The organism is Lentisphaera marina (genome assembly GCF_028745505.1).
Taxonomy (GTDB): domain Bacteria; phylum Verrucomicrobiota; class Lentisphaeria; order Lentisphaerales; family Lentisphaeraceae; genus Lentisphaera; species Lentisphaera marina.
The window spans coordinates 1,306,742-1,329,868 of record NZ_JAQZZL010000002.1; the positions used below are offsets into that span (position 1 = coordinate 1,306,742).

23 protein-coding genes are annotated in these 23,127 nt (G+C 40.1%); 11 read left to right on the top strand and 12 right to left on the bottom strand.

What is annotated here, in order from left to right; genetic code table 11:
- Positions 1–42: 42 nt before the first annotated feature.
- The 3 genes from acpS to PQO01_RS16235 are packed head-to-tail and all read right to left on the bottom strand — an operon-like array spanning position 43 to position 2,293.
- Positions 43–426 (bottom strand): holo-ACP synthase, encoded by a 384-nt coding sequence (gene acpS / locus PQO01_RS16225; RefSeq protein ID WP_274315130.1) that lies wholly within the window; start codon positions 424–426, stop codon positions 43–45.
- Complete coding sequence (locus PQO01_RS16230) at positions 423–1,805, bottom strand: Mur ligase family protein (RefSeq protein WP_274315131.1); 1,383 nt, start codon at positions 1,803–1,805, stop codon at positions 423–425. Before PQO01_RS16230 ends, acpS begins: the two co-directional genes overlap by 4 nt.
- Positions 1,802–2,293 (bottom strand): hypothetical protein, encoded by a 492-nt coding sequence (locus PQO01_RS16235; protein WP_274315132.1) that lies wholly within the window; start codon positions 2,291–2,293, stop codon positions 1,802–1,804. The genes PQO01_RS16230 and PQO01_RS16235 overlap by 4 nt, the downstream gene beginning before the upstream one ends.
- 139 nt (positions 2,294–2,432) lie before the next feature.
- Between PQO01_RS16235 and PQO01_RS16240 the strand changes: the two genes are divergently transcribed.
- A complete protein-coding gene (locus PQO01_RS16240) occupies positions 2,433–3,530 on the top strand; it encodes a phosphoribosylaminoimidazolesuccinocarboxamide synthase (protein WP_274315133.1) in 1,098 nt (365 codons plus the stop codon).
- A gap of 110 nt (positions 3,531–3,640) precedes the next feature.
- Here the strand turns inward: PQO01_RS16240 and PQO01_RS16245 are convergent, their stop codons facing one another.
- The 3 genes from PQO01_RS16245 to murD all read right to left on the bottom strand — a co-directional run bounded on the left by PQO01_RS16245 (position 3,641) and on the right by murD (position 7,170).
- Positions 3,641–4,459: a 3-keto-disaccharide hydrolase gene (locus PQO01_RS16245; RefSeq protein ID WP_274315134.1), complete on the bottom strand. Its 819-nt coding sequence runs from the start codon at positions 4,457–4,459 to the stop codon at positions 3,641–3,643.
- Positions 4,460–4,531: 72 nt separating this feature from the next.
- Positions 4,532–5,857, bottom strand: coding sequence for a LysM peptidoglycan-binding domain-containing protein (locus tag PQO01_RS16250; RefSeq protein ID WP_274315135.1), 1,326 nt, complete (start codon positions 5,855–5,857; stop codon positions 4,532–4,534).
- A complete protein-coding gene (murD, locus tag PQO01_RS16255; RefSeq protein ID WP_274315136.1) occupies positions 5,854–7,170 on the bottom strand; it encodes a UDP-N-acetylmuramoyl-L-alanine--D-glutamate ligase in 1,317 nt (438 codons plus the stop codon). The genes PQO01_RS16250 and murD overlap by 4 nt, the downstream gene beginning before the upstream one ends.
- A gap of 88 nt (positions 7,171–7,258) precedes the next feature.
- Between murD and proB the strand changes: the two genes are divergently transcribed.
- From proB to PQO01_RS16300, 9 genes are all read left to right on the top strand, one after another.
- Complete coding sequence (proB, locus tag PQO01_RS16260) at positions 7,259–8,407, top strand: glutamate 5-kinase (protein WP_274315137.1); 1,149 nt, start codon at positions 7,259–7,261, stop codon at positions 8,405–8,407.
- Entirely contained in the window at positions 8,404–9,660 is a 1,257-nt protein-coding gene (locus PQO01_RS16265) for a glutamate-5-semialdehyde dehydrogenase (protein WP_274315138.1), read from the top strand. The genes proB and PQO01_RS16265 overlap by 4 nt, the downstream gene beginning before the upstream one ends.
- Entirely contained in the window at positions 9,660–10,403 is a 744-nt protein-coding gene (locus PQO01_RS16270) for a TlyA family RNA methyltransferase (RefSeq protein ID WP_274315139.1), read from the top strand. Before PQO01_RS16265 ends, PQO01_RS16270 begins: the two co-directional genes overlap by 1 nt.
- Positions 10,404–10,549: 146 nt before the next feature.
- Positions 10,550–11,404 (top strand): diadenylate cyclase CdaA, encoded by an 855-nt coding sequence (gene cdaA, locus PQO01_RS16275; RefSeq protein WP_274315140.1) that lies wholly within the window; start codon positions 10,550–10,552, stop codon positions 11,402–11,404.
- Positions 11,394–12,314 (top strand): CdaR family protein, encoded by a 921-nt coding sequence (locus PQO01_RS16280; protein ID WP_274315141.1) that lies wholly within the window; start codon positions 11,394–11,396, stop codon positions 12,312–12,314. The genes cdaA and PQO01_RS16280 overlap by 11 nt, the downstream gene beginning before the upstream one ends.
- 1 nt (position 12,315) lies before the next feature.
- On the top strand, positions 12,316–12,879 hold the full coding sequence (locus PQO01_RS16285; RefSeq protein ID WP_274315143.1) for a nitroreductase family protein: 564 nt from the start codon (positions 12,316–12,318) through the stop codon (positions 12,877–12,879).
- Positions 12,879–13,637, top strand: a complete 759-nt coding sequence (locus tag PQO01_RS16290) for a TatD family hydrolase (RefSeq protein WP_274315144.1) — start codon at positions 12,879–12,881, stop codon at positions 13,635–13,637. The genes PQO01_RS16285 and PQO01_RS16290 overlap by 1 nt, the downstream gene beginning before the upstream one ends.
- Before the next feature lie 95 nt (positions 13,638–13,732).
- Positions 13,733–14,404 carry a GTP cyclohydrolase I FolE gene (gene folE / locus PQO01_RS16295; RefSeq protein ID WP_274315145.1) on the top strand — a complete coding sequence of 224 codons (672 nt, stop codon included), beginning with the start codon at positions 13,733–13,735 and terminating at the stop codon, positions 14,402–14,404.
- A gap of 2 nt (positions 14,405–14,406) precedes the next feature.
- Positions 14,407–14,841 carry a 6-pyruvoyl trahydropterin synthase family protein gene (locus tag PQO01_RS16300; protein WP_274315146.1) on the top strand — a complete coding sequence of 145 codons (435 nt, stop codon included), beginning with the start codon at positions 14,407–14,409 and terminating at the stop codon, positions 14,839–14,841.
- On the opposite strand, the gene PQO01_RS16305 is transcribed toward PQO01_RS16300, so the two are convergent.
- From PQO01_RS16305 to clpS, 3 genes are read right to left on the bottom strand one after another with little or no spacing between them, the layout of a single operon-like run.
- Entirely contained in the window at positions 14,838–16,124 is a 1,287-nt protein-coding gene (locus PQO01_RS16305) for an MATE family efflux transporter (protein WP_274315147.1), read from the bottom strand. The two genes, PQO01_RS16300 and PQO01_RS16305, sit on opposite strands and share 4 nt — an antisense overlap.
- 3 nt (positions 16,125–16,127) lie before the next feature.
- On the bottom strand, positions 16,128–18,392 hold the full coding sequence (clpA, locus tag PQO01_RS16310; RefSeq protein ID WP_274315148.1) for an ATP-dependent Clp protease ATP-binding subunit ClpA: 2,265 nt from the start codon (positions 18,390–18,392) through the stop codon (positions 16,128–16,130).
- A 56-nt stretch (positions 18,393–18,448) separates the two neighbouring features.
- Positions 18,449–18,760: an ATP-dependent Clp protease adapter ClpS gene (clpS, locus tag PQO01_RS16315; RefSeq protein ID WP_274315149.1), complete on the bottom strand. Its 312-nt coding sequence runs from the start codon at positions 18,758–18,760 to the stop codon at positions 18,449–18,451.
- 79 nt (positions 18,761–18,839) lie between these two features.
- Here clpS and PQO01_RS16320 point away from each other — a divergent pair, with 79 nt between their 5' ends.
- Positions 18,840–20,792, top strand: coding sequence for a DUF455 family protein (locus PQO01_RS16320; RefSeq protein WP_274315150.1), 1,953 nt, complete (start codon positions 18,840–18,842; stop codon positions 20,790–20,792).
- A gap of 55 nt (positions 20,793–20,847) precedes the next feature.
- Here the strand turns inward: PQO01_RS16320 and PQO01_RS16325 are convergent, their stop codons facing one another.
- From PQO01_RS16325 to serS, 3 genes are all read right to left on the bottom strand, one after another.
- Positions 20,848–21,021: a hypothetical protein gene (locus tag PQO01_RS16325; protein ID WP_274315151.1), complete on the bottom strand. Its 174-nt coding sequence runs from the start codon at positions 21,019–21,021 to the stop codon at positions 20,848–20,850.
- Positions 21,022–21,144: 123 nt separating this feature from the next.
- Entirely contained in the window at positions 21,145–21,750 is a 606-nt protein-coding gene (locus PQO01_RS16330) for an RNA polymerase sigma factor (RefSeq protein WP_274315154.1), read from the bottom strand.
- A gap of 6 nt (positions 21,751–21,756) precedes the next feature.
- Entirely contained in the window at positions 21,757–23,034 is a 1,278-nt protein-coding gene (serS, locus tag PQO01_RS16335; RefSeq protein ID WP_274315155.1) for a serine--tRNA ligase, read from the bottom strand.
- Between the last annotated feature and the right edge of the window lie 93 nt (positions 23,035–23,127).

Sequence of the window (23,127 nt, forward strand, 5' to 3'; positions counted from 1 at the left end):
CTTAGAAAACAAGTTGAGTAAATAGAAAAACAATAAAAAAAATTAAAGTTTTTCTGCAATGACAAAAGCGATTGCATGACTCTTTTCGTGGCTAATGCTGAGGTGAAAATTTGTAAGTCCCAGTGAATCAGCAGTCTGAGCGGTTACGCCAGACAATTTAATCTCTGGCGCACCCGAATCTTTGCGATCAATGCAAATCTCTTGCCAGCGGCAAAATTCGCCAAATCCAGTACCCAAAGCTTTCGCCAAGGCCTCTTTTGCCGCCCAACGCCCCGCATAAAAAGCTATTTCAGCTTTTGAATTTGGTGCTAAATCTAATTCTCGGTCAGTAAAAGTTCTATCGAGGAAATGTTGACGCTTGAGTCCGCTCAATAATTTCTCTATACGCTCGAGAGCGCAAATATCTGTTCCCACCCCGCCAATCATGAGGCTCCATCCGTCAAACTGAGACTCCAAAGTGGAATCGATGGATCACGTGCACCGACAATAAGAATACATGAGTAATGTTTGGCTTCTTCTTCGAGGTAGTTTTGACACATATCGCGATGTTCGAGTTCATCGACACGTAAACCAGCTTTCGCATAAGACTCACAGACTTCTTTGGAAGTCGGTTTAAAGGAGGTCGTTCCCCCTGCATAAAAAACAGGAAGGAAAACAAACTTATCTTGAGAATTTAAAACGCCCTCTAATTCGCGCTGCAGTGCCTCTGCCATAAAACCCAAAGGCCCATAGCCATGAGGTTGAAAAAAGACTAATACCGGACCTGTGTAAATCTCTTGTGCGGCTGCAATGCAAGCGGCAATTTTTTGAGGGTTATGAGCATAGTCATCATACAAAGGGACATTCTGAATCCTACCTTTAAGTTCGAAGCGTCTGCGAACACCGCAAAAAGCCGCCATCGCAGGAATTATTTCTTCTAAACTAAAACCACATGTGGCTAAACTTGCGATAACGGCAAGAGCATTATCAGCAGAATGAACTCCCCATTGACTCGTTTGCACAAAGCTTTGCTCTTCATTTAAACAAAACGTGACGCCCTGCTGATTATGTTCGACTTTACTTAGGCTGAAATCAGCTTGATTAGAGAGAAAAGTATTTTTACTTGCATGGTCTTCTGCCAAATACGCTAAGTCATAATTGACGACGGCATGGCTCGCATTTTCTAAGAAAGTCTTGAACATGACTTCTAGTTTATCTTTACTATGATGGTCGTCTCCCATATTGAGTAAAAGTGATATTTCTGGAGTGAAGTTCACTAATGAGCCATCGCTTTCATCAGCTTCAAAAATAACGTAATCAGCACCCTCACCAAAATTACCTGGGTAGCTTACTGATTCTAAATCTGGAGAATAACCGCCATTGATCATGACGGGGGCTTTGCCCATGGCACGCATAGTCGCTGCAATCCACGCCGTGACAGATGTTTTCCCACAGCTTCCTGCCACTGCAATGGCTTTGAGCCCACTTTGATCTACAGCCGCGGCCATAGCTTGCGATCTATGCATACGTGAAGTCTGTGGTGCTGCTAAGAAATCGGGATTATCATCTTCTAGAGCCGATGAGAAAACTATGAGGTCGGGTGCAAAAGCTTTTACTCCTGAACCATCTTGGACAAAATGTTGAATACCTTGCTTTGCGAGCTTCGCAAATAGGTCCGCTTGACTCGGTGAGCTAATATCCCGATCACTGCCCGCAACTTGATAACCCAGGCTATTAATAAACTGAGCTAAAGCACTCATGCCTATCCCACCTAAACCCGCAAAAAATATTTTACTGCCTTTCTTAGGCAAAGAAAACTGACTCACTTTTTCCTTTTCTCCATCTCTGTATGAAAAATCATTAAAATTGCGGGGAGCGCAACACAAATACTGACAAACACCGCAAAAAAAGCGATACTAAAATTCTTTTGATCACCCCGTAAAAAATCAACCCCTAAAGACATCGAGTACACGGCAGTAACGCCTGAAACCATAATACAAAATATGGTGGTACGCATATCATCTTTATCCAATACGAAGGCATTAAAAACAAAAACGAGGGCACAGACAAAAATAAAAAACTTGGTATCAAAAACATTTAATATGGCAATCCCTGCAAGTCCCAGTCCCAATAGAATAGAAAAAGCACGAGTGAATTTGTAGAGCCCATCCCCTGACTTATTCTCTGCTTCTTTACGCTCCATATCTAAGAGCATTAATTTTAATTCCGCTTCTGAAGCTTGGGGAACTTCACGACAGTAATAACAGCTGCCATCTTTTAAACTAACTGCACGTCCACACGAACCACATTTCATTTTTATTCTTCCTTGCAAATTCCAGCTAAAAAAGGACTTCAGTAGATTTCCAAATAAATAATCTGCCGGTCTTTTTGCGCCCTTGACTTTTCCCACTATATTCCGGCATAATGATAATTCGATAAAGCAAGGATGAAATATGATTCCAAAAGTCTTGGAAATTAACGATAAACTCCCTATTCGCACTGATGGTCCTGTCCATTCGGGCAAAGTCCGCTCTGTTTACTGGCTAAGTGCGGAAGATAGTGCACGCCTTATTAAAGAAAAAAATTACGCCGTTAATGCCGATGCACGTTTAGCCGTCATGGTTATTTCCGATCGTATTTCAGCTTTTGATTGTATTTGGAAAGGTGAAGAAGGCCTCAATGGTATTCCTGGTAAAGGTGCAGCACTTAATTCAGTGGCTCTTCATTGGTTTAAGCTCTTTGAAGCTAATGGCCTCGCTGGCAATCACATTGTCGACTGCCCTCACCCACTCGTTTGGATTGTTCAACAAGCCAAGCCACTTCGCGTCGAAGCTATTTGCCGTCAGTATATCACTGGTAGCATGTGGCGTGACTACGCTAAGGGCATTCGCGAAATTTGCGGACTCCCCATTCCTGAAGGACTAGAGAACAACACGAAACTTCCCGAACTCATCATTACTCCTTCAACCAAAGGAATTATTCGCGGCTTAGACGATGTGCCACCAGTTGATGATGTGAACATCACTCGTAAGAACATCACTGATCATTTGGAAGAGTTTAATTTTGAATCTGCTGAAGATGTCGACCTCTATGAAAAACTTCTCAAAGAAGGCTTCAAAGTTATTTCCGATGCTCTAGCTAAGATCGATCAAATCTTTGTGGATACAAAATTCGAATTTGGCTACATAGAGAATGCTCAAGGCGAAAGAAAACTTATCTACATCGACGAAGTGGGCACACCTGATTCATCACGCATTTGGGATGGGGCGGCTTACCGCGAAGGTAAAATCTTGGAGAATTCGAAAGAAGGTTTCCGTCAAGCTCTGCTCAATCACTTCCCTGACCCCGATATTTTACTCAATAAAAACCGTATGGATGAACGTGAGGCTTTAGCCATTGATAATAAACTCCCCGTTGATTTAATGATGTCTGTATCGAAGACTTACACGGGTATTGCTGAAAAGATTGTCGGTCGCGAGATTCCTATCCCATCTGATCCCGAGAGTGAGATTATTGAGGCATTACGCCCATATGGCATAATCGAAGATTAGTTCACTGAAGTTATTTAGAAATCAATCATTTCTAATCATCTTATCAGAACAAAAAAGCCTTTGCGGAATTCGCAAAGGCTTTTTTCATTTCGAAGCAATCCTTATTTGAATTACTTACCTAATTTCATTTTGAGTGGTGCTACCCAAATATTGCGAAACATATTAGGATTACCATGATCTTGTAATTTGATATGATCCTTGGGTCCATGAGCTGAGTAAGAAGCTATCCTACGATAGTGAGTTGACCCCTTAATCTCGTAATTATCATGGATCTTCACTCCGTTGAAGATCACCGTTATATAAGCTGGTGTTTTAAGTTCTTTACCTTCAAAAACTGGCGCTTTGAAATGTATATCATAGGAATTCCACTCACCTGGTTTGCGACAAACATTAAACTTAGGTGGTTGCTGAGCATATATAGCTCCAGTCATCCCATCTGGATAAGTACGATTAGCCCAACAGTTTAAAACTTGAACTTCATAGCGTCCCATAAGAAAAACACCACTATTGCCCTGTTGCTGATGCCAACCTTTCATTCCTGTAGGAACCATCCATTCAACATGAAGGTGAATATCGCCAAATTTATCCTTACTTGTCTGCATACCTGATTTACGCACCACTTGCATGGCGTCATCAACAAGTGCCCACTTTTTGTTTTTCCAATTATCTAGATTTGAACCATCAAACAAAATAGTCGCATCTTTTGGTGCAGGTACTGGTTTACCATCATATTTTGGCTCAGCTACAGGAGGCTGAGTTCTATCGGGATCATGTACATGCCACTTTTCGTTTGGTGCTGGTTGCATGGGTGTATCTTTAAAACCATTTAAACTTGTCTGCTTAGGGTTACGAATGTTTTCATCCAAAACCTCATACTCTGCTGCGTTGGCACATAGTGCTGCAAGCGAGAGGAAAAAGAACTTTTTCATGTTATATATCCTGTTATTTTGACGACAAAAAAAAGGCAAGCCTAAGCTTGCCTAAAATAAAAAATCTACGAACTATTCTTTAAACGGAAGAGTTAACTTCATTCCTGGTTTAAGATCCGCATTAGATTTTACTGATGAATTATACTTCTTGATTTCCTCTGGACTCGTAGAGTAAATAAGTGATATACTTTCAAGAGTTTCTCCATCACTCACTTCAAGTGTGTAAGTATTGTGACTAAGTTCAGCAGGAGCTACTGCAGGAGCAGTCTCTGTTGTTGCTGCATCTGTTACTGAAGCTGTTGGGTCATTTGCTAGTGCTTCTGCACTTGGTTCTTGTGCTGGCTCGCTAAGTGGAGTTGTTGCTGGCTCGGAAGGAGCTGACTCAAAAAGGCCTTCAGTTGTAGTGCTATTATCAGCTACAGCCGTTTCATTGACGGTGTTATTTCCTCTGCCAGGAATCTTAACTTTTTGGTTGATCTGTAAAACAGTTGATGAATCAAAATTATTTACAGCCATAAAGTCAGCACGTTTAACTTTGAGCTTTTTAGGGATAGTCCAAAGATTATCGCCTTTTTGAACTGTGTAAGTATCTCCTGAAGGTACAGCATCACTTGAGTATGATTCAGTACTAGTATTCGAAGAACTTGATGAACTAGAAGATGAATCAAGATTTCCTGACTTTCCAGGAATGACTACTTTCTGACCAACATAGATTACTGAATCTTTATGAAAACCATTAGCATCCATGAAAGCACTGCGTTTAACAGAGAATTTCTTTGGGATCGTCCACAAGTTATCGCCTTTTTTTACGGTGTATGTGCCGCCTTTCGCGGTCTTGGCGGCGCCTGTCTTGGAGGACTTTTTTGCCTGTTTTTTCCTTGCTTCTTCAATCAGCATGGGATCAGCTTCAGCTAAAGCACCAGCAGGAAGCTTTAATTTTTTGCCAATAATGAGAGGTTTTTTGATATCCAAAGCATTAGCTTCAACTAATGCTTTTTGTGAAACACCATACATTGTTGCTACTTTCCAAATGCTATCACCACGAACAACTGTATAGTATTGGTCCTCAGCAGGAACTTCGACAATTCCAGTATCTGGTTCTAAAGGCTCTTCAATAACGATAGGTTCTTCTTGAAGTGGTTCATCAACTGCGATTTCACTTACTTCTGCATCGCCAATACCGATTCCCTGAACTTCTTCCGTAGGTTCTTCAATAACTGGGCTCGTATCCACTTCTGGGGCAGCTTCTTTTGGATTTACTGAAACAGGAGGCAGATCTTCATGTGGTCTAAGCAAGTAAGGGTTTTGGCTATTGCTATAATTATTCGATTGGCAACCACTCAACACGACGAGACCTAAAACTGATCCGCCAGTCACAAAAAACTTTTTAAAATTCATTCATTTACCTTTTGAACTAAACTTTTAAACTGATGCCCTCTTTCCTCATAGGATTTAAAGAGATCAAGACTTGAACACCCAGGTGAAAGTAAAACGATGTCGCCCTCTTTGGAACATTGAATTGCTTTATGTACTGCCACATCAAAACTTTCACATAAATTTGTGGGACATAATGCCTGCCAAAGAGTTTTCAATTTCTCTTTACACTCACCATAGGAAAAAACTTCTCTAACATACTTAGAAATCAGTGGATTAACAACTGATAAATCCATATTTTTATCTCTTCCGCCTGCGATTAAAACAATTTTTTTCTTTTTATCTGCAAAAGTCTCGATTGCCACCATTAAAGATGCGGGGTTAGTGGATTTAGAATCATTTATATAAAGTACCTTATCCTGAGAACTCACTTCTTCTAAACGATGCTCTGAGCAACGGAAATCACTTAGTGTATTCAAAGCCTGTTTCATATCAAAACCTTGCGTCTTTAGCAGCGCTAAAACAGCGAGGGCATTTTCCATGTTATGTTTACCATGAAAGGAAAAATTAGCGCTCCCAAGATAATCGCCTTCATAATAAAACTTATTATCCAAGAGGACAAAATCTGCCGTTTTCTTACTTGCAGAAAAATGTAAAGCTTGCTCTTTAGTGGGTAAATCATCTCGAGTAATCAGGACCTCACAAAAGTTTTCGATATTCAATTTTGAATCAAAGTATTTCCCAAAGCTTCCGTAGCGATCGATGTGGTCTTCAGTAATATTCAAAATAACTGCTGCTGAAAAATGTAACGAATTGAGTAAGTCTATCTGATATGAACTAATTTCAACTAAGGCATACTCAGGGTGACCTTCAGTTAGTGCGATTTCCGCAAGGGGCAAACCTATATTTCCACAAGCCATTGCACTTATTCCCATTTTTCTAAACGCGTGCTCTGCCATCTCAGTACAAGTCGTTTTACCATTCGTTCCCGTTATCGCCAAAAACTTAGTGTTCAACATAAATTGTGCGGCAAAATCCAACTCTCCCATCATGTCTTTAGATATTTTGCTGGCTTGCTGATAGAGTTCGCTCTTGGGACTAATCCCAGGACTCATCACACAAGAATCAAATTCTGTGGGCTTGTTTAATGGCAATGAGAGAAAGCTCGCTCCCTGCTTAATGAGATCTTGAATTTCTTGACGCTCAAGAACTTGCTCATTAGCATCACTCAAGCTTACTTCATAACCTTTATGCAGGGCTAGGTTTGCAGTAGAAACACCGCTTTTGCCAAGTCCGCAAACCAAGATGTTTTTTTGCTGTTCTGCAGAAGGATTCATCAACACTTACTTTCATTAGTTTTTTTTAATAAGTCCACTATATTTGCGCCGTTTATAAGTTCCAGTTAAAATTTGAGTATATGAGCAAATGACACCTAGAGAAAAAATATTCAGTTCCTCACAGAGAATCGTCGTTAAAGTTGGCAGCCGCCTCCTCGTTGATGAGTGTGGCGTACCATCGGCACAAAGAATAGAAGAACTGGTTGAAGCTTTACACAAACTTCGTCAAAGAGGTAAAGAAGTGATTTTGGTAAGCTCTGGGGCTATCGCTTCGGGTATGAGTTTACTAGGATTAACACAAAGACCTAAGCATCTCCCAGAATTACAAGTTTGTGCAGCCGCTGGTCAGAGCCGCCTGATGAGCTATTACGAACAAGCCTGTGCCAAGCGCGAATTCCACTGTGCTCAACTGCTATTGATGGCCGATGATGTTCGCAACCGCAACCGTCATTTGAATTTGAGCAATTGCATAAACGCAATGCTAAGAAAAGGCATCTTACCCATCATCAACGAAAATGATTCTTTAACTGTTAAAGAAATTCGCTTTGGTGAAAATGATGAACTTGCTGCCTTAGTAGGTATTTTATCCAAATCAGACCTCACGGTCCTCATGACTTCCATTAATGGTTTACACACTCTAGATAACAAGGGCCAACCTGATTACCGTATTTCGATTGTAGAAGAAATGAATGACGAGATACGAGCTCTTGCTGGTGACACCGACGGCAATCAACTTTCTACTGGTGGCATGCACACCAAACTCAATGCGGCCACAATGTTAAATCAAGTTGGCGAAAGCTTGTGGATTATTGATGGTCAAGACTTTTCATCTCTCGAAGACCTCGCCCAAGGCAAGGATATTGGTACCCTCTTCCCCGCAAGTATGGACAAAATGTCTTCATCCAAACGCTGGCTCGGTTTCTTCCCGGAAACCCAAGGTAGCATTGTTGTCGATTCTGGTGCAGAAGACGCACTTTGTCTCCGAGGAAAAAGTTTACTCCCTGGCGGCCTCATCAGTATATGTGGAGAATTTGAAAAAGGCGATGTCGTTAATATTTTGAATACGAATAGCACTGTCATTGCTCGTGGCCAAAGTAATTATACCAATTTGGAACTCAAGAAAATAAAAGGATGTCAATCATCAGAAATTGACCAAATCCTAGGTGGAAGTGCCAATTATGCAGAAGCGATCCACCGAGATAATTTAGTGATTTTAAAAGAGGAAGCTCAAAAATGAATTATAAAGAAGAATTAGAGATCATGGGCAAGCGTGCAAAGAAAGCATCTCTTGCACTATCCATCCTTAGTTGCCGTGTAAAAAACCGTGCCCTTGAAGCCATGGGTGCCGCACTCGAAGAACATACTGAAGAAATTTTGAAAGCCAATGAAATCGACCTCCAAAATGGTCGTGATGCAGGCATGAGCGAATCCCTTTTAGACCGACTCAAACTCACGCCTGAAAGAGTTGAAGACATAGCAAAAGGACTCATTGGCGTAGCGTCATTAACTGATCCCGTCGGCAGAATTGAATCAACTTTTCACCGCCCAAATGGCCTAGTGATTGAGAAAATCAAGGTTCCTATTGGAGTTATCGGTATTATCTATGAAGCACGTCCGAATGTTACTGCTGATGCTGCTGGCCTTTGTTTAAAGTCTGGTAACGCCTCTATTTTACGTGGCGGTCGAGAGGCCCTAAGTTCAAGTAAAGCTATCGTAAAAGTACTTTATCAAGCAGGTGTCGAAAATGGCCTGCCTGAGCATTTCATGCAGGTTATTCCATGGACTGATCGCGAAGCTGTTAACATCATGCTTAAACTCAATAAGTATATTCACTTGATTATCCCTCGTGGTGGCGAAGGTTTGATTGAAGCCGTCATGCGTGAAAGTACAATCCCTGTCATCAAGAACTACAAAGGTGTTTGTCACGTTTATGTCGACAAAGAAGCTGACCAAGACTTAGCTGTACAAATTGTAGTCAACTCTAAATGCCAAAGACCCAGTGTTTGTAACTCTGCCGAAGGCGTCATTGTTCATTCCGATATCGCAGCAGACTTCATCCCAAAAGTTCACAAAGCTCTCCAAGAAGCCAATTGCGAAGTTCGCGGTGATGAAAAATTCCGCCAGTTTGCTCCTGAATCAACGATTTTGCAAGAAAGTGACCGTGGTGAAGAGTTTTTAGATTACATCATTGCTGCAACTGTAGTGAACTCACTTGATGAAGCCATTTATTACATCAATGAATACAGCTCTGGCCATAGTGAGTCAATCGTAAGTACTAACAAAGAGTCCTGCCGACGCTTCCAAATGGAAATTGATTCCGCAGCCGTCTACTCGAACTCGTCCACACGCTTTACTGATGGTTCAGAGTTTGGTATGGGTGCAGAAATTGGTATTAGTACTGATAAGCTCCACGCTCGTGGCCCTATGGGTTTAGAAGAGTTGACGACCTACAAGTATATAATTGATGGTAACGGTCAACTTAAAGGCTAATGCCTAAAGTCAAAAAAAAACGTGCTGATCAGCTTCTGATTGAGCAAGGTTTAGTGGAATCTGCTGAAGAAGCAAAAAAAATGATTCTTCTTGGCCTCGTTCGCTCACGCGCTGATCATATTGTACGGAAATCAACAGAAACATATCCTGTTGATTCAACTATGAGTGTGGACCGCCCTTCTCCCTACGTGAGCCGTGGTGCCTTCAAGTTAAAAAAATCTCTACAGAAATTCGCCCCCGACTTATCTCACAAAATCGCAATGGATGTGGGGGCTTCCACAGGTGGCTTCACTGATTTAATGCTCAGTTTTGGTGCCCAAAAAGTCTATACAATTGATTCTGGCACTAATCAACTTCACTACAAACTAAGAAGTGATGAGCGAGTGGTCTGCCGTGAGAATTTTAATGCCAAGAACATCACTAAAAAAGAGGTTCCCGAAGAAATCGATTTAATGACTTGTGATGTCTCCTTTATTTCCGTCACCAAAATACTTCATGCTGCCGCCGGTCGCCTCAAAAAAAATGCCTTAGCATTCATTTTAGTAAAACCACAATTTGAATTGCCAAAGAATTTAGTAGGAGACGGAGTTGTACGCGATAATAACTTGCGATCACAGGCTTTAAGTAAGGTTTGTACATTTTGTGAAACCGAACTTAACTGGAAGCTTTTGGAGCAAATAGACTCTCCCTTGGCTGGCCCTAAGGGAAATGTTGAGTTTTTAGCTGTTTTTCAAGCTCCATAAAGACAAAGTAGATAGCTTTTCTTTTTAAGATGAGCTAAGTTTGATTAAATTTTAAATTTTTTACATAGAAGTCAATTCTTTATTTTTACAACAAGGGTTCACTAAATGTAAAAGCGCTTATTTTAAAAGAACACACTGGGTGAGAAATGGACTTTCTTTTTGATGAAAATTTATGGATAGTTAGCTTGAAAATGGGCATTGAAATTGCCCTTTTGTCAGTTGTTATCTATACCGTATTGCTTTTCATCAGAGGAACTAGAGCGGCGCCGATTTTAGCCGGTGCGGGCTTCATTTTCTTAGTCTCGTGGTTAATTTCATCCGTTTTTAACCTAGCAGTTCTAGGCTGGATTACAGCACAGATATCTACTCTTGTTGCATTCTTAGCCATCATTATTTTTCAGCCTGAAATTCGCCGTGCCTTTGCTGAGTTGGGAAAAGGACGCTTAAAAAGTAGCAATAATGTCCGCACAAAAGAAGTTATTCAGATTATTAACGAGAGTGCGCATTACTTAGCTGAACGAAAAATCGGCGCCCTCATTGCCATAGAGAGAAACATTGGAATGCGCTTTTTAATTGAATCTGGAGTTGAAGTTGAAGCTGAATTAAGTCGTGAATTACTCTGCACCATCTTCTACCCCAACACTCCATTGCATGATGGTGGTGTCGTCATTTCTGGTGACAAAATAAAAGCTTCTGCATGTTTTTTCCCTCTATCACAAGATGACGGTATTATTAAAAGCCTTGGAAGCCGACACCGTGCGGGAGTGGGTGTAACTGAAGAAACCGATTGTGTGTGCATTATTGTTTCAGAAGAAACTGGTGGAATTTCCATTGCCTATCGTGGTCGTTTAGCTCGAGGCGTTGATGAACAAAGACTTTTACGTCACTTAAATAATTTCTTACTAAACTCTAATGAAAATAAAAACTTTAGTGTATCCGATAATGTTGAACGTTTTAAAAAAGCTGTGAGCCAATCAGAGGAGTCAGAAGATGAAGTCTGAAATATTCATTAACTTGTTTACCAAAGATTTTCAGCGCAAATTAATTGCCATCTTTTTTGCTTTACTTATTTGGTTCATTGTTAACCAAAGAATCAGTAAGGTTCAAACTTTCTCTGGCATTCCCATAGTTTTGGTTAACCCTAATAGTAATATTATTATTTCTCAAACTAATCGCCCGACTGCCAACATCATTTTACGTGGTCCAGAGAAAATTCTTCAATCTCTTGAAAGTAAGGATATTGCCGTACGTCTAGTCCTACCTGAAGGTATTCGCCCCGGTGCTTTAAAGTTACTTTTGACCGAGGAAGATATCAGCATACCAAGAATGACGAAAATAGAAAACATTGTCAGTCAAACCATCATTGTCGAAGTCGATGAAATGCGTGAAAAAGAAGTACCCGTCAGATTATTATTCAATAATGCCATATCAGATAAATACCGTCTCATCGACAACCCGAAGATTGAACCGAAAACTAAACTCATCAATGGCCCGAGTAAACGCTTAGATTCAATAAACTATTTAACTACCAAACCTTTCTTGATCGATAGCTCGCGCAATAAAAGTTTTGTAAGCTCAGTATCCCTGAGCCTTCCCTCTGGCGTGAAGTGTGAGTTTGATAAAGTCAAAGTCCTCGTCGATATTGAAAGCGCGAGCAAAGTCCTACCAATGCGTCGCCAAAAACTTTCTATCCTTAGCCAAGGAAAAACTCTCGACACACCCTTGCCTCATGTTGATGCCGTCGTCAGTGGACCCCCAACGATTATTGACAAGCTCAAAAGTGAAGACATCAAGTTTTTCATCGAATACGGTGAGGATGAAAAGTTAAAAGTCAATTTTTGGTGCCCATACGAAGGCGTTTACTTACAATCTGTCATGCCTGAATATATCTCAAACCCATGGAAAAAATAAAATGGAATTAATTACCGCAATTAATAGACGAAGAAGCGCACGTAAATTCCTTCCCAAGTCACCTGAAAGGGAGCAAATTCTCCCAATCATGGAAGCTGCTAGATTTGCTCACTCCATTGCTAATCGTCAAGTTTTGCGCTATTCAGTTATTCTCAACAAAGTTAAAAGTCGTCACATAAGTGATTATGTCAATTTGAGTAGTAACACAGATAAAGAGGAATTCGCTCCACCATCTGCCTATATTATATGTTGCGGCCCTGAAGGAGATAGTCCTAGCCTCTTTGCTGATGTTGGCACAGCCTTCCAAAACATGTCCTTGGCGGCCATGACTGAAAAATTATCGATGTGTTTTATTACACAGTTCGATTCCGAGCAGATAAAACAGCAATTCGAACTTGAGAATGGCTATAAAATCTTGGCTATTTTTGCCCTTGGTTATGCCGCTGAAAGTTCAGTTGCCTACAACGCAGAAACTCTTCCTGAGCACATTGAAAACGCTTCAGATTCACGTATCATTCAAATCCCAAAACTCAGAGCTTCTCAAATAACTACCTGGATTGAATAATGTTTGACACCCACTTTCATCTCGACCCCGAGGATGATGCACAAGAAATTTACACTAATGCCCGAGCCGCAGGCGTAGAATACATGACGCTGATTGGCTGTGATCCAGAATCATGTGATCGAGCTCTTGAGACTTCACAAAAATACGAAAATATGTTCTTTTCTGCTGGTGTTCACCCTTTATATGTAAAAGACTTCACGGGAGAAGTCTCCGATTTCGATACTTATTATGAAAATGAAAACAATGTTGCCGTAGGTGAAATTGGCTTAGATTTTTACTATGATAAGGATGAAAATATCCAAAAAAGACAAGTTAATATTTTCGAAAGCTTCCTAAACAAATCTGTCGAATTAAAAAAACCAGCCATCATCCATAGCCGTGAAGCTTTTCCTGAAACTCTATCCTGTATCAAAAATACACTCAAAGGCCAGCAAGACTTCATTCTTCATTGTTATACGGGAGACGAAAACTGGGTCGGTGAGTTTATTGATGCAGGTGGCTATATTTCCTATTCTGGAATTGTTACTTTTAAAAATGCCGAGTCATTAAGAAAAAGTTTGGAAGGAGTCCCTAAGGACCGCATCCTCATTGAAACAGACTCACCCTACCTTGCGCCAGTCCCAATGCGAGGCAAGCGCAATCAACCTGCTTACGTCGTTCATGTTAGAGATAAAATCGCTCAACTGCTCAATATGGATTCCGAAGAATTAAGCGAATTAACCACAAGAAATGCTAAGGCAGTTTTCAATTTAAGCTAAAAGGTAGTAATAAGTTAATTTTTGACTTATTTTTGAAAACAATCGTTTTAAGTACATATTAAGCTGAAATATAATTAATACTCAGGAATAAACGTATGTTGGATACTAGTAAAACAGACACAAGTCTTGGCCATGAAGTAGAAGCCTATTTAGCAAGTAAAGGCCAATCCACACCTCTCATAAACAACACTTTAAGCAATAAAGAGAAAGTTAAAAAGATTGAATCCCTTTTTAGCGAAATCATGGAAACCCTTGGACTTGATTTGAATGATGACAGTCTCATGGAAAGCCCTTCTCGTGTTGCCAAAATGTATGTGAATGAAATTTTCCAAGGATTAAACCCAGACAACTTCCCAAAATGTACTGCTATTGAAAATAAAATGGCTTATGATGAAATGGTTACAGTTTCAGACATAAAAGTCATGTCGAATTGCGAACATCACTTTGTCGTCATTGATGGCTTTGCTCACATTTCATACATACCTAACAAAAAAGTTATTGGCCTTAGTAAAATAAATCGTATAGTTGATTACTTCAGCCGGCGTCCGCAGGTTCAAGAAAGACTAACTCACCAAATTTTCCATACCTTATGCTATATTCTCGATACTCAAGATGTTGCCGTAGTTATTGACGCCACACATTATTGTGTTAAATCACGTGGTGTTCAAGATGCAAGTTCACGAACTTCGACATCTAAAATTGGTGGTAAATTCAAACGTAACCCTGCCACACGTGCAGAGTTTTTCTCTCAAATTAACAAGAAGTAATTATGTATCGTTCAACTAAGAGTTTTTTCTACCTCCCCTGTGCCCATAGACAATGGCGTGATGATGGCGACTGCCAACTCGTTCATGGTTATGATAGATCAGTTCATTTTGTTTTTGAATCAGATGGCTTGGATGACAAATGCTGGGTTATGGACTTTGGAGGACTCAAACATATTAAAGCTTGGCTAGAAGATAAATTTGACCATACTCTGCTCATTAATGAAGATGATCCCGAAATGGCTTTTTTTGAAGAAATGGATCGCAAAGGACTCTGTCGCTTACGCGTACTTCCCAACATCGGGATGGAAGGCTCAGCAAAGTACATCTTTGACTATGTAGATCCATGGGTTCAAGAACAGACTCAAGGTCGCGTAAGAGTTTATTCTGTAGAATGTCGTGAAAACGAGAAGAATTCCGCTATCTACTACAGAGATTAATCACATTTGAACTGCTTGAGTTCATAGGCCATATAAGCGCTTCGCATTAGCATAAATAAGCTCATGCTTAGCCATAAGCCATGATTATCTAAGGACCAAAAGAGATAAATAGAGGGAAGATAGATTAGCAGTGAGCAGCGTGTCATTATCTTCCTCATCTCTTTGGCTTTCGCTAAGCCAATAAATATACCATCAATAACAAACGCTACTGGGTTGAGTATGCACGCCAACAACAACCAAGGTAAATAACGTTTCGCTTCATTCATGATAAGCTCCTGTGAAGTAAAAATCGACAAAATACTTTCACCCATAAAATAGAGTATTAGTAAAAAAACTAAGCCACTTCCCAAGCCCCAAGTAAATGATAATTTATATAGTGCTTTCAAACGACTCAAATCCTGCTTCCCATAAAGTTTACCACATAAACTTTCTGCCGCAAAAGCATAGCCATCTACCACATAAGCTAGACATGCGGCTAAACTCAATAAAATAGCATTAGCCCCCAAAGTTAGCGTACCGAACCTTTCGCTTAAAAAAGTAAAAGATGAAACGACCGCCAACAAGAAACCCGTACGAATAAATAGATCTCGGTTCAAACTTAAAAATGCTTTTATCTCGCTCCACTTAAAAATCTCTTGCCAATTCATTTTAGGCCATGACTTAAAATACTTCTTTGCTAAGACAATACTTAAAAACAAATTGATATACTGGGCACATAGAGTTCCCCATGCGACTCCAGCGACATCCATGTTTTTGTAGCGCACTAAATAAACACTAATTACTATGTTGATAAAATTACCGAGATAAGTAAGAACCAAAGGGAACCAAGAGTTTTGCATACCCAAAAACCAACCATGAAAAACATAGAGCATTAGAGTTGCTGGAGCCGCAAAAATTCTGATATCAAAATATGTTTTTGCATAAGCGCTTAATTCAATATCCAAGTCCAATAAATCGAAAGCTACTTTGGCTAAAGGGTATTGAAAAATTAGTAATAAAAGTGAAAGGCTAAGTGCTGTTAAGATCGCTCGATAAAAAACTAAATCTTCCCCATCACCTCTACCATGTGCCTGTGCAGTCAGCCCGGTTGTTCCCATTCGCAAAAAGCCAAAACTCCAATACAGACAAGTAAAGATTTGTCCAGAAATTGCCACGGCTCCCAGCATGACGGGATCAGGCATATGCCCCATCAAAGCTGTATCCGTTAAACTTAAAGCGGGAACAGCTAAGTTACTCAGAACATTGGGTATGGCTAAACGTAGAAAATCTCGATTTAAAGACATTGCTTAAGCAAGAGCGCGTACCTTTAGCGTGATTTTATCAGCATTCGTGTCGACTAAGACTTCGTGCCCTTCAGATATTTTCTCTTCTAAAATCAAGTCAGTCAATTGATGCTTAATCTTATTATCAATCAACCTTGCCAAAGGACGTGCTCCCATAACTGGATCGAAGCCCTTTTGAGCCAAGTATTTCTTAGCTCGATTACTCACTTTCATGGTGATTTTTTTAGCTTTCAATTTTTGCTCGAGAGCTGCAAGAAACTTCTCAACAACTTTGAGCATGAGTTCTTGAGTTAGAGGATTGAAACGCACAATTCCATCTAATCTATTTCTAAACTCAGGGGTAAAGTATTTTTCCACCGCCGCATCACTAGCATTGAGGTTTTCAAGATTCTCAAAACCAATCATTTTAGCAGCAGACTCTCTAGCACCAACATTTGAAGTCATAATAATAATCACATTGCGAAAGTCAGCTTCATGACCATTATTATCCGTCAGTTTACCGTGATCCATTACCTGGAGAAGAATATTGTATATTTCTTGGTGCGCTTTTTCAATTTCGTCTAAAAGAACCAAACTATAAGGATTTTTAGTGACTGCATCTGTCAGTAAGCCACCTTGCTCAAAACCAACATAACCAGGAGGCGAACCAATAAGTCTTGAAATGCTGTGTTTCTCACTATATTCACTCATATCAAAGCGAAGGAACTTAACACCGAGCAGACTCGATAATTGCTTGGCTAGTTCAGTTTTACCAACTCCAGTCGGCCCAGTGAACAAAAAGGAACCATAGGGTTTGTCTTCATCTCCCAAGCCAGATCGAGCTGTTTTAACGGCTTTAACCACGGCCTCAACGGCTTTATCTTGACCAAAGACTAACTTTTTCAAATCTTTTGCCAGAGTTAAAAGTTTCTGTTTATCATTGGAGTTTATTTTGGCTGAAGGAATCATTGCCATCGACGCAATTACTTCTTCAATCACATTTTTACTCACCATTTTTCTTTTTTGTGATGCTGGAAGCAAAGCCAAAGAGGCCCCTGCTTCGTCTAGGACATCAATTGCTTTGTCAGGTAAAAAACGATCATTGATAAAGCGATTAGATAATTCCGCCGCAGACTGCAAGGCTGTCACAGGATATTGCACTTCGTGGTGTTTTTCGTAATAGGATTTAATCCCTTTCAAAATAGAAACGGTCTCACTAACACTGGGTTCTTTAACATCTATTTTTTGGAATCGACGTGCTAATGCTCTGTCTTTTAAAATGTGATTTTTAAATTCTCCATATGTCGTCGCACCAATACAGCGAATTTCACCACTCGATAAAGCTGGTTTCAATAGATTCGAGGCATCCATGGTTCCACCACTCGTTGAACCTGCTCCGACAATTGTATGTAATTCATCAATAAAAAGTATCGCGCCATCACGCGCTTTTAAATCAGTAACGAGGTTTTTAAGGCGTTCTTCAAAATCACCACGGAACTTTGTTCCTGCTACTAATGAACCTAGATCCAAAGCAAAAATTTGCGCATTACGCAAACGTTCAGGTACTTTCCCCAAACAAATTAATTGAGCTAAACCTTCGACCACCGCTGTTTTCCCTACTCCGGGTTCCCCAACTAAAATGGGGTTATTCTTTCGACGGCGACAGAGAGTTTGCACTACGCGTTTGAGTTCATTTTTACGGCCAATAATTGAATCTAATTCACCATTTTTTGCACGCTCAGTCAAGTTCACTGTGTAGCGATCTAACATACTGCCTTTAGATGACTCGGATTCACCAAAGATATCTTCAAAATCATCATCTTCGTCTTCATCCTCATACATGAGGTCACCTTCTTCATCAGAGTCTCCTCCATGGGATAGATAGGTGACGATGTCAAAACGATCTATATCCTGATTTTGTAAGAAGAAAACTGCGTGTGAATCCTCTTCACTAAATAGAGCTACGAGAATATGAATTCCACTGATCGTCTCAATCTCCGAAGAAATAGCATGATCGGAAGCTCGTTTAATAACTCTTTGAAGCGCTAATGATTCATCTGGCAGGTAATCCTCGTCGCCGGGAAGATCTGGTAACTCATTCTCAAAGTATTCGAGTAAGTCTGCACGAAGTCGATTAATATCTGCTCCACAAACCTCTAAAACATTGCGAGATTCAGGGTCGTGGACGAGCGCAAAGAGAATATGTTCGGGTAACACAAACTCGTGACGGTATTGCTGAGCGGTTTTAAACGCCAACATGAAGGTGATTTGAAATTCTTTACTATACATTTTTCTCTCTTTGTTCTTACGCTAAAATATCTTCCAAAATTCAATAAAAGGAAACTTTATTCTTTCTGCATTGTACAGAGTAATGGGTGACCTTCTTTTTTTGCTAAACTCATTGCTTTATCAACTTTACTTTCGGCAATTTCTTTGGGATACACACCACAAATCGCCTTGCCCTTGACATGCACAGTCAGCATCAGTTGTGCCGCTTCATCTTCTGTTTTATGAAATACTTCTACAATTAAGTAAACGACAAAATCCATGGGAGTATAATCGTCGTTGTGCAATATAACTTTAAATAGACTTGGGCGTTTTACTTTACGCTTTTCCAATAAAGCCGTGTCCCCTTCAATCGAAATCTTTTCTGACATATCCACTTCACTATTTTTACATTTAATATAATATGGGGCTGTTTACCTTTTTGACTAATTTTTTATGCCGACAAAAATCATGAATTTATATCATTTTGCCCAGAACATTCTTGAATCAGCCGATATCGAAGAAAAACTCCGACATCCAGGCAAAATTGATTATTCTCCCTCAAAGAAAGTCTATTCATTTCCCACTAGTCCACAACGCTCCGATGCTTATGCTTTTGGAAAAAAAGAAAGTAAAAAATTGCACTTAGGTGAACTCAACTCGGAGCGAGATCGTGGCTTGCTCTTACTGATGTTTATGAATCACGAATTGCTTGCCATTGAACTCATGGCTCAAGCCATCCTCAAGTTCCATCAATCTGTACCCGAATCATTTCTGCGCGGCTTAGTACAAACTATTATTGATGAACAAAAACATTGCCGCCTTTACCTCAAGCGCTTGAGAGAGCTTTCCTGTAAACCGGGCGACTTACCCCTCAGTAGTTTCTTTTGGGATTGCTTATCACAAGTCGAATCTCCGCAAGCATATCTAGCCGGAATGAGCTTAACCCTTGAGCAAGCCAACTTGGATTTCACCTACCACTATAGAGAAGTCTTTTCCTCTGCGGGAGATAAAAAAACTGCTGATATACTAAAAACAGTTTATGACGATGAGATTCGCCATGTTCAATTTGGTGTCGATTGGATGAATAAATGGAACCACGATTCAAGTTTCTGGGATTATTATCTCCAGCACCTACCTAAGTCACTTGACCCCAATCGTGCCAAAGCTAATCAATACTTTGACATGAATGGACGTTTAGCGGCTAAAATGGATAAAGAAACTATACTCAAATTCAAGCTACACAGTAGCAGTAGAGGTCGAAGCCCTAATATTTGGATTTTTAATCCTGCAGCAGAACTCGAATCTCACAAAATCTCTGCGCCAAAGAGTTATACCACTGTCGAAAATGATTTAATTCCTCTTCTCATCCCTCTCTGCAAAAAAGACGATATACTGCTAAGCAATGAGTCCATAGATATCAATACTTTAGAAGTTTTTTATAATCTCAAATTTCCCTTGCCCGAAAACTTTTGCTTTTCTCAAATCGATCAACTGCTGAGTAAACACAAGCCCGGCCACATCAAGGCTTGGGGCAAAAGCCCCACTGTAGAACGTAAAACATCTTCTATTAAACAAGCCCAATCAAGTACCTTTAAACTTAGTAATTGGAAGGAGCCTTGGAAGGATTTATACTCAAAAAAATACCAAGCTAAAGTTTACTCCAAATTAAGTTCTGATAACCTAGCCCTCGATTTTTCTGCCGCTCATTATTTTTCAGACATAGATGATCTGAGTCGTTTATCACAAAGCAATGATGTTTTATTAAAGCAAGATCTCGCAAGTACCGGGCGTGGATGTAGAAGAGTATTTATTGATGCCTTAGAAGATGATGATCTAAAATGGATAAAGGGAGCTTTAAAACGACAAGGGGGAATCTTATTTGAACCCTACCGTGATCGACTTCTCGATTTCTCAGCTCAGTATGAAATAAATTCTGAGGGCAAATTAAAATTTCATGGCTTAACTCAAATTGAAACTAAAGCTTTCGCGAACACCGCAAATACTTGTGGCCCTTTTCATCACCAATGGCCTAATGAAATCAAAAGTTTTGTTTTTCACGGTGGTCAACACCTCATTCGAGACGGCTTTCATTTAGTCGCTCAAGAGTGGTCTCGAATTATGCAAGAAATGAACTTTACGGGTCCCTTTGCCTTGGATGGTTTCATTTGGCGAGACAATAAACAATTATATTTTCGACCTATCTGTGAATTAAATCCTCGCCTCACAATGGGCCGCTTAGCCTTAGAACTCAATCGTTCATGCCAAGCAGGCCTACTGACTCAACTTTCCATAAGTGACAAGTCATGCCTAAGTGACTGCCCTCAAGACTTTCAATTTAAAAAGCAAAACAAAATCTCTAGTGCCGACCTTATTCTAAATCCACATGCCAAGCAATTTTTCGCTCGTTTTAAAAGCCTATAGACACAAAAAAAGCCCGGTATAAACCGAGCTTTTTGAATTCAAATAAGTTTAAAACTTATTTAAGATCGCAAGTAACTTCTTCTTTGATCTCTGTACCTTCTTCGATAATATCGATGATTCTTTGGTACTCGTCAGAGATTGGGCAACCACATGCGTGATCTTGTGTAGCGTGAAGTCTAGCTTGTTCCATGTGCCATTGGGCAACTTTAAGGTGCTGGTCAACGTTCATAATGTCTTCCTTGTTGTTTGTAATGTTGGTTTAATATTTTACTAAGTTTTAATGTTTTTTCTATGTTAAATAAGGCTTTTTTTAACTTAAATGAAAGCTTTTAATGACTTTGGAGAACAAAACTCAACCCAGCTCATTCTCCAAGCGGCGAACTTCTTCTTTTAAGCGATCCAAAATTCGGCGTTTTGAAAGGTATACACTATTCACTGTCATCCCTAACTTCTTAGCGATTTCATCTGGTGCAATACCCTTGCTATGCATTAAAAAGCTTTCAATCGTATGACTTTTGAATTCTTCTTTAATGCGCTCGAGGGCCATGTTGGCAATATAATTTCTCCACTCACCATCGACGGCCTTACGCAATTCAGATTCTTCGATTTCTGGACTGAGTTCTAAAAGTGCGGCATTCCTTTTTTCATAAGCTTGCTGAGAACGCACAAAATCAATCATTTCATTACGCGAAACTCGATAAAGCCAATAACGGAACTTTCCTCTACCAGGATTGTATTTAAAGCGGGCAATTTTCTCCCAAACTTTTATCATCACACGTTGAACTACTTCTTCGCAATCATGGTGGTTGAGACCATTATTGCGAAGCGCTATGTAAATGAAGCGACGGTAGGCATCGGAAAAGTCTTCCCAACTGCTCGCAGTAGTATTATCATTCTGAATTCTTTCAATTAAACTTTCCCTCGTTTTATAAGGGTCATTTCCAGAATGTTTATTCACTCTTTCTTATCCCTCTGCAGTAATCTCAGTTAAACCGCCCATGTAAGGCACCAGAACGTCGGGAACTTCAATTGAACCATCTGCTCTTTGATAAGTTTCCATAAGAGCCACAATGCAGCGTGGGAGAGCTAAACCAGAACCATTGAGAGTATGCACAAGTTCAGCTTTCTTCTCTTTGTCTCCTTTGTAGCGAATTTTACAACGGCGTGACTGAAAGTCTTCAAAGTTTGAACATGAAGAAACTTCTAGGTAACGATCAGTACCTGGGGCCCATACTTCAATATCATAACAACGCGCTGCCGAGAAACCTAAATCACCCGAGCATAATTCAATGACACGATAATGAAGACCGAGTTGCTGTAAGAGGTGCTCAGCATCCGCTAATAACATTTCTAACTCAGTATAAGAAGTTGATGGCTCAACAAATTTGACCATTTCAACTTTTGAAAATTGGTGTACTCGAAGGATACCTCTGGAATCTTTACCTGCAGCACCTGCCTCTCGACGGAAACAAGGCGTGTAAGCCGTGTAAGCAATAGGTAAATCCTTCGCGTCTAAAATTTCATCTGCGTGAATATTCGTTACTGGAACTTCTGCAGTAGGCACGAGGTAAAGGTTATCTTCAGTGGCGTGATAAATTTCTTCCGAGAACTTAGGCAATTGACCCGTTCCAGTCATAGCCTTTGGATTCACCACGAAAGGAACCCAAGTTTCCTTATAGCCATTCTCAGTATTTTGATCCAAGAAAAAGTTAATCAAAGCACGCTCTAAACGCGCTCCAGCACCTTTCCAAAGGTAAAAACCTGAACCAGAAATTTTGGCTGCTCTTGGTAAATCTAAAATATCTAATTTTTGTCCTAAGTCCCAGTGTGCTTGGGGCGTGAAATCAAATTCTGCTTTTGTTCCCCAACGACGAACTTCAGGATTATCTTCTTCAGTCGTTCCCACTGGAGTAAATTCTGATGGAGGGTTGGGAAGAGAGAGAAGTTTTGAGCTGACTTTATTTGAAAGTTCCGCGGCTTTTGAATCGAGCTCTTTAATCTGCTCACCTAAATCGCGAACCGCATCCATGGCAGAAGTCGCATCTTCACCATTCTTTTTCATGATACCAATTTGCTTAGAAGCCACGTTTCTCTGAGACTTTAAGTCTTCGACTTTAACAGTACTTTCGCGCCATTCAGTATCCCAGGCAAGGATTTCGTTTACGTCAACGTCTAGGCCGCGAGCAGCCCATTTTTGCTTAAAGAAGTCAGCGTCTTCTCTAAATTTTTTGATATCTATCATGGAAGCTTGTCTCGTATATTTTATGAAATTTGAATAAAATAAACCGCTCTATACAAAAACCTATTGGTTTTCTCTTTTTTTCATCGAATTTTC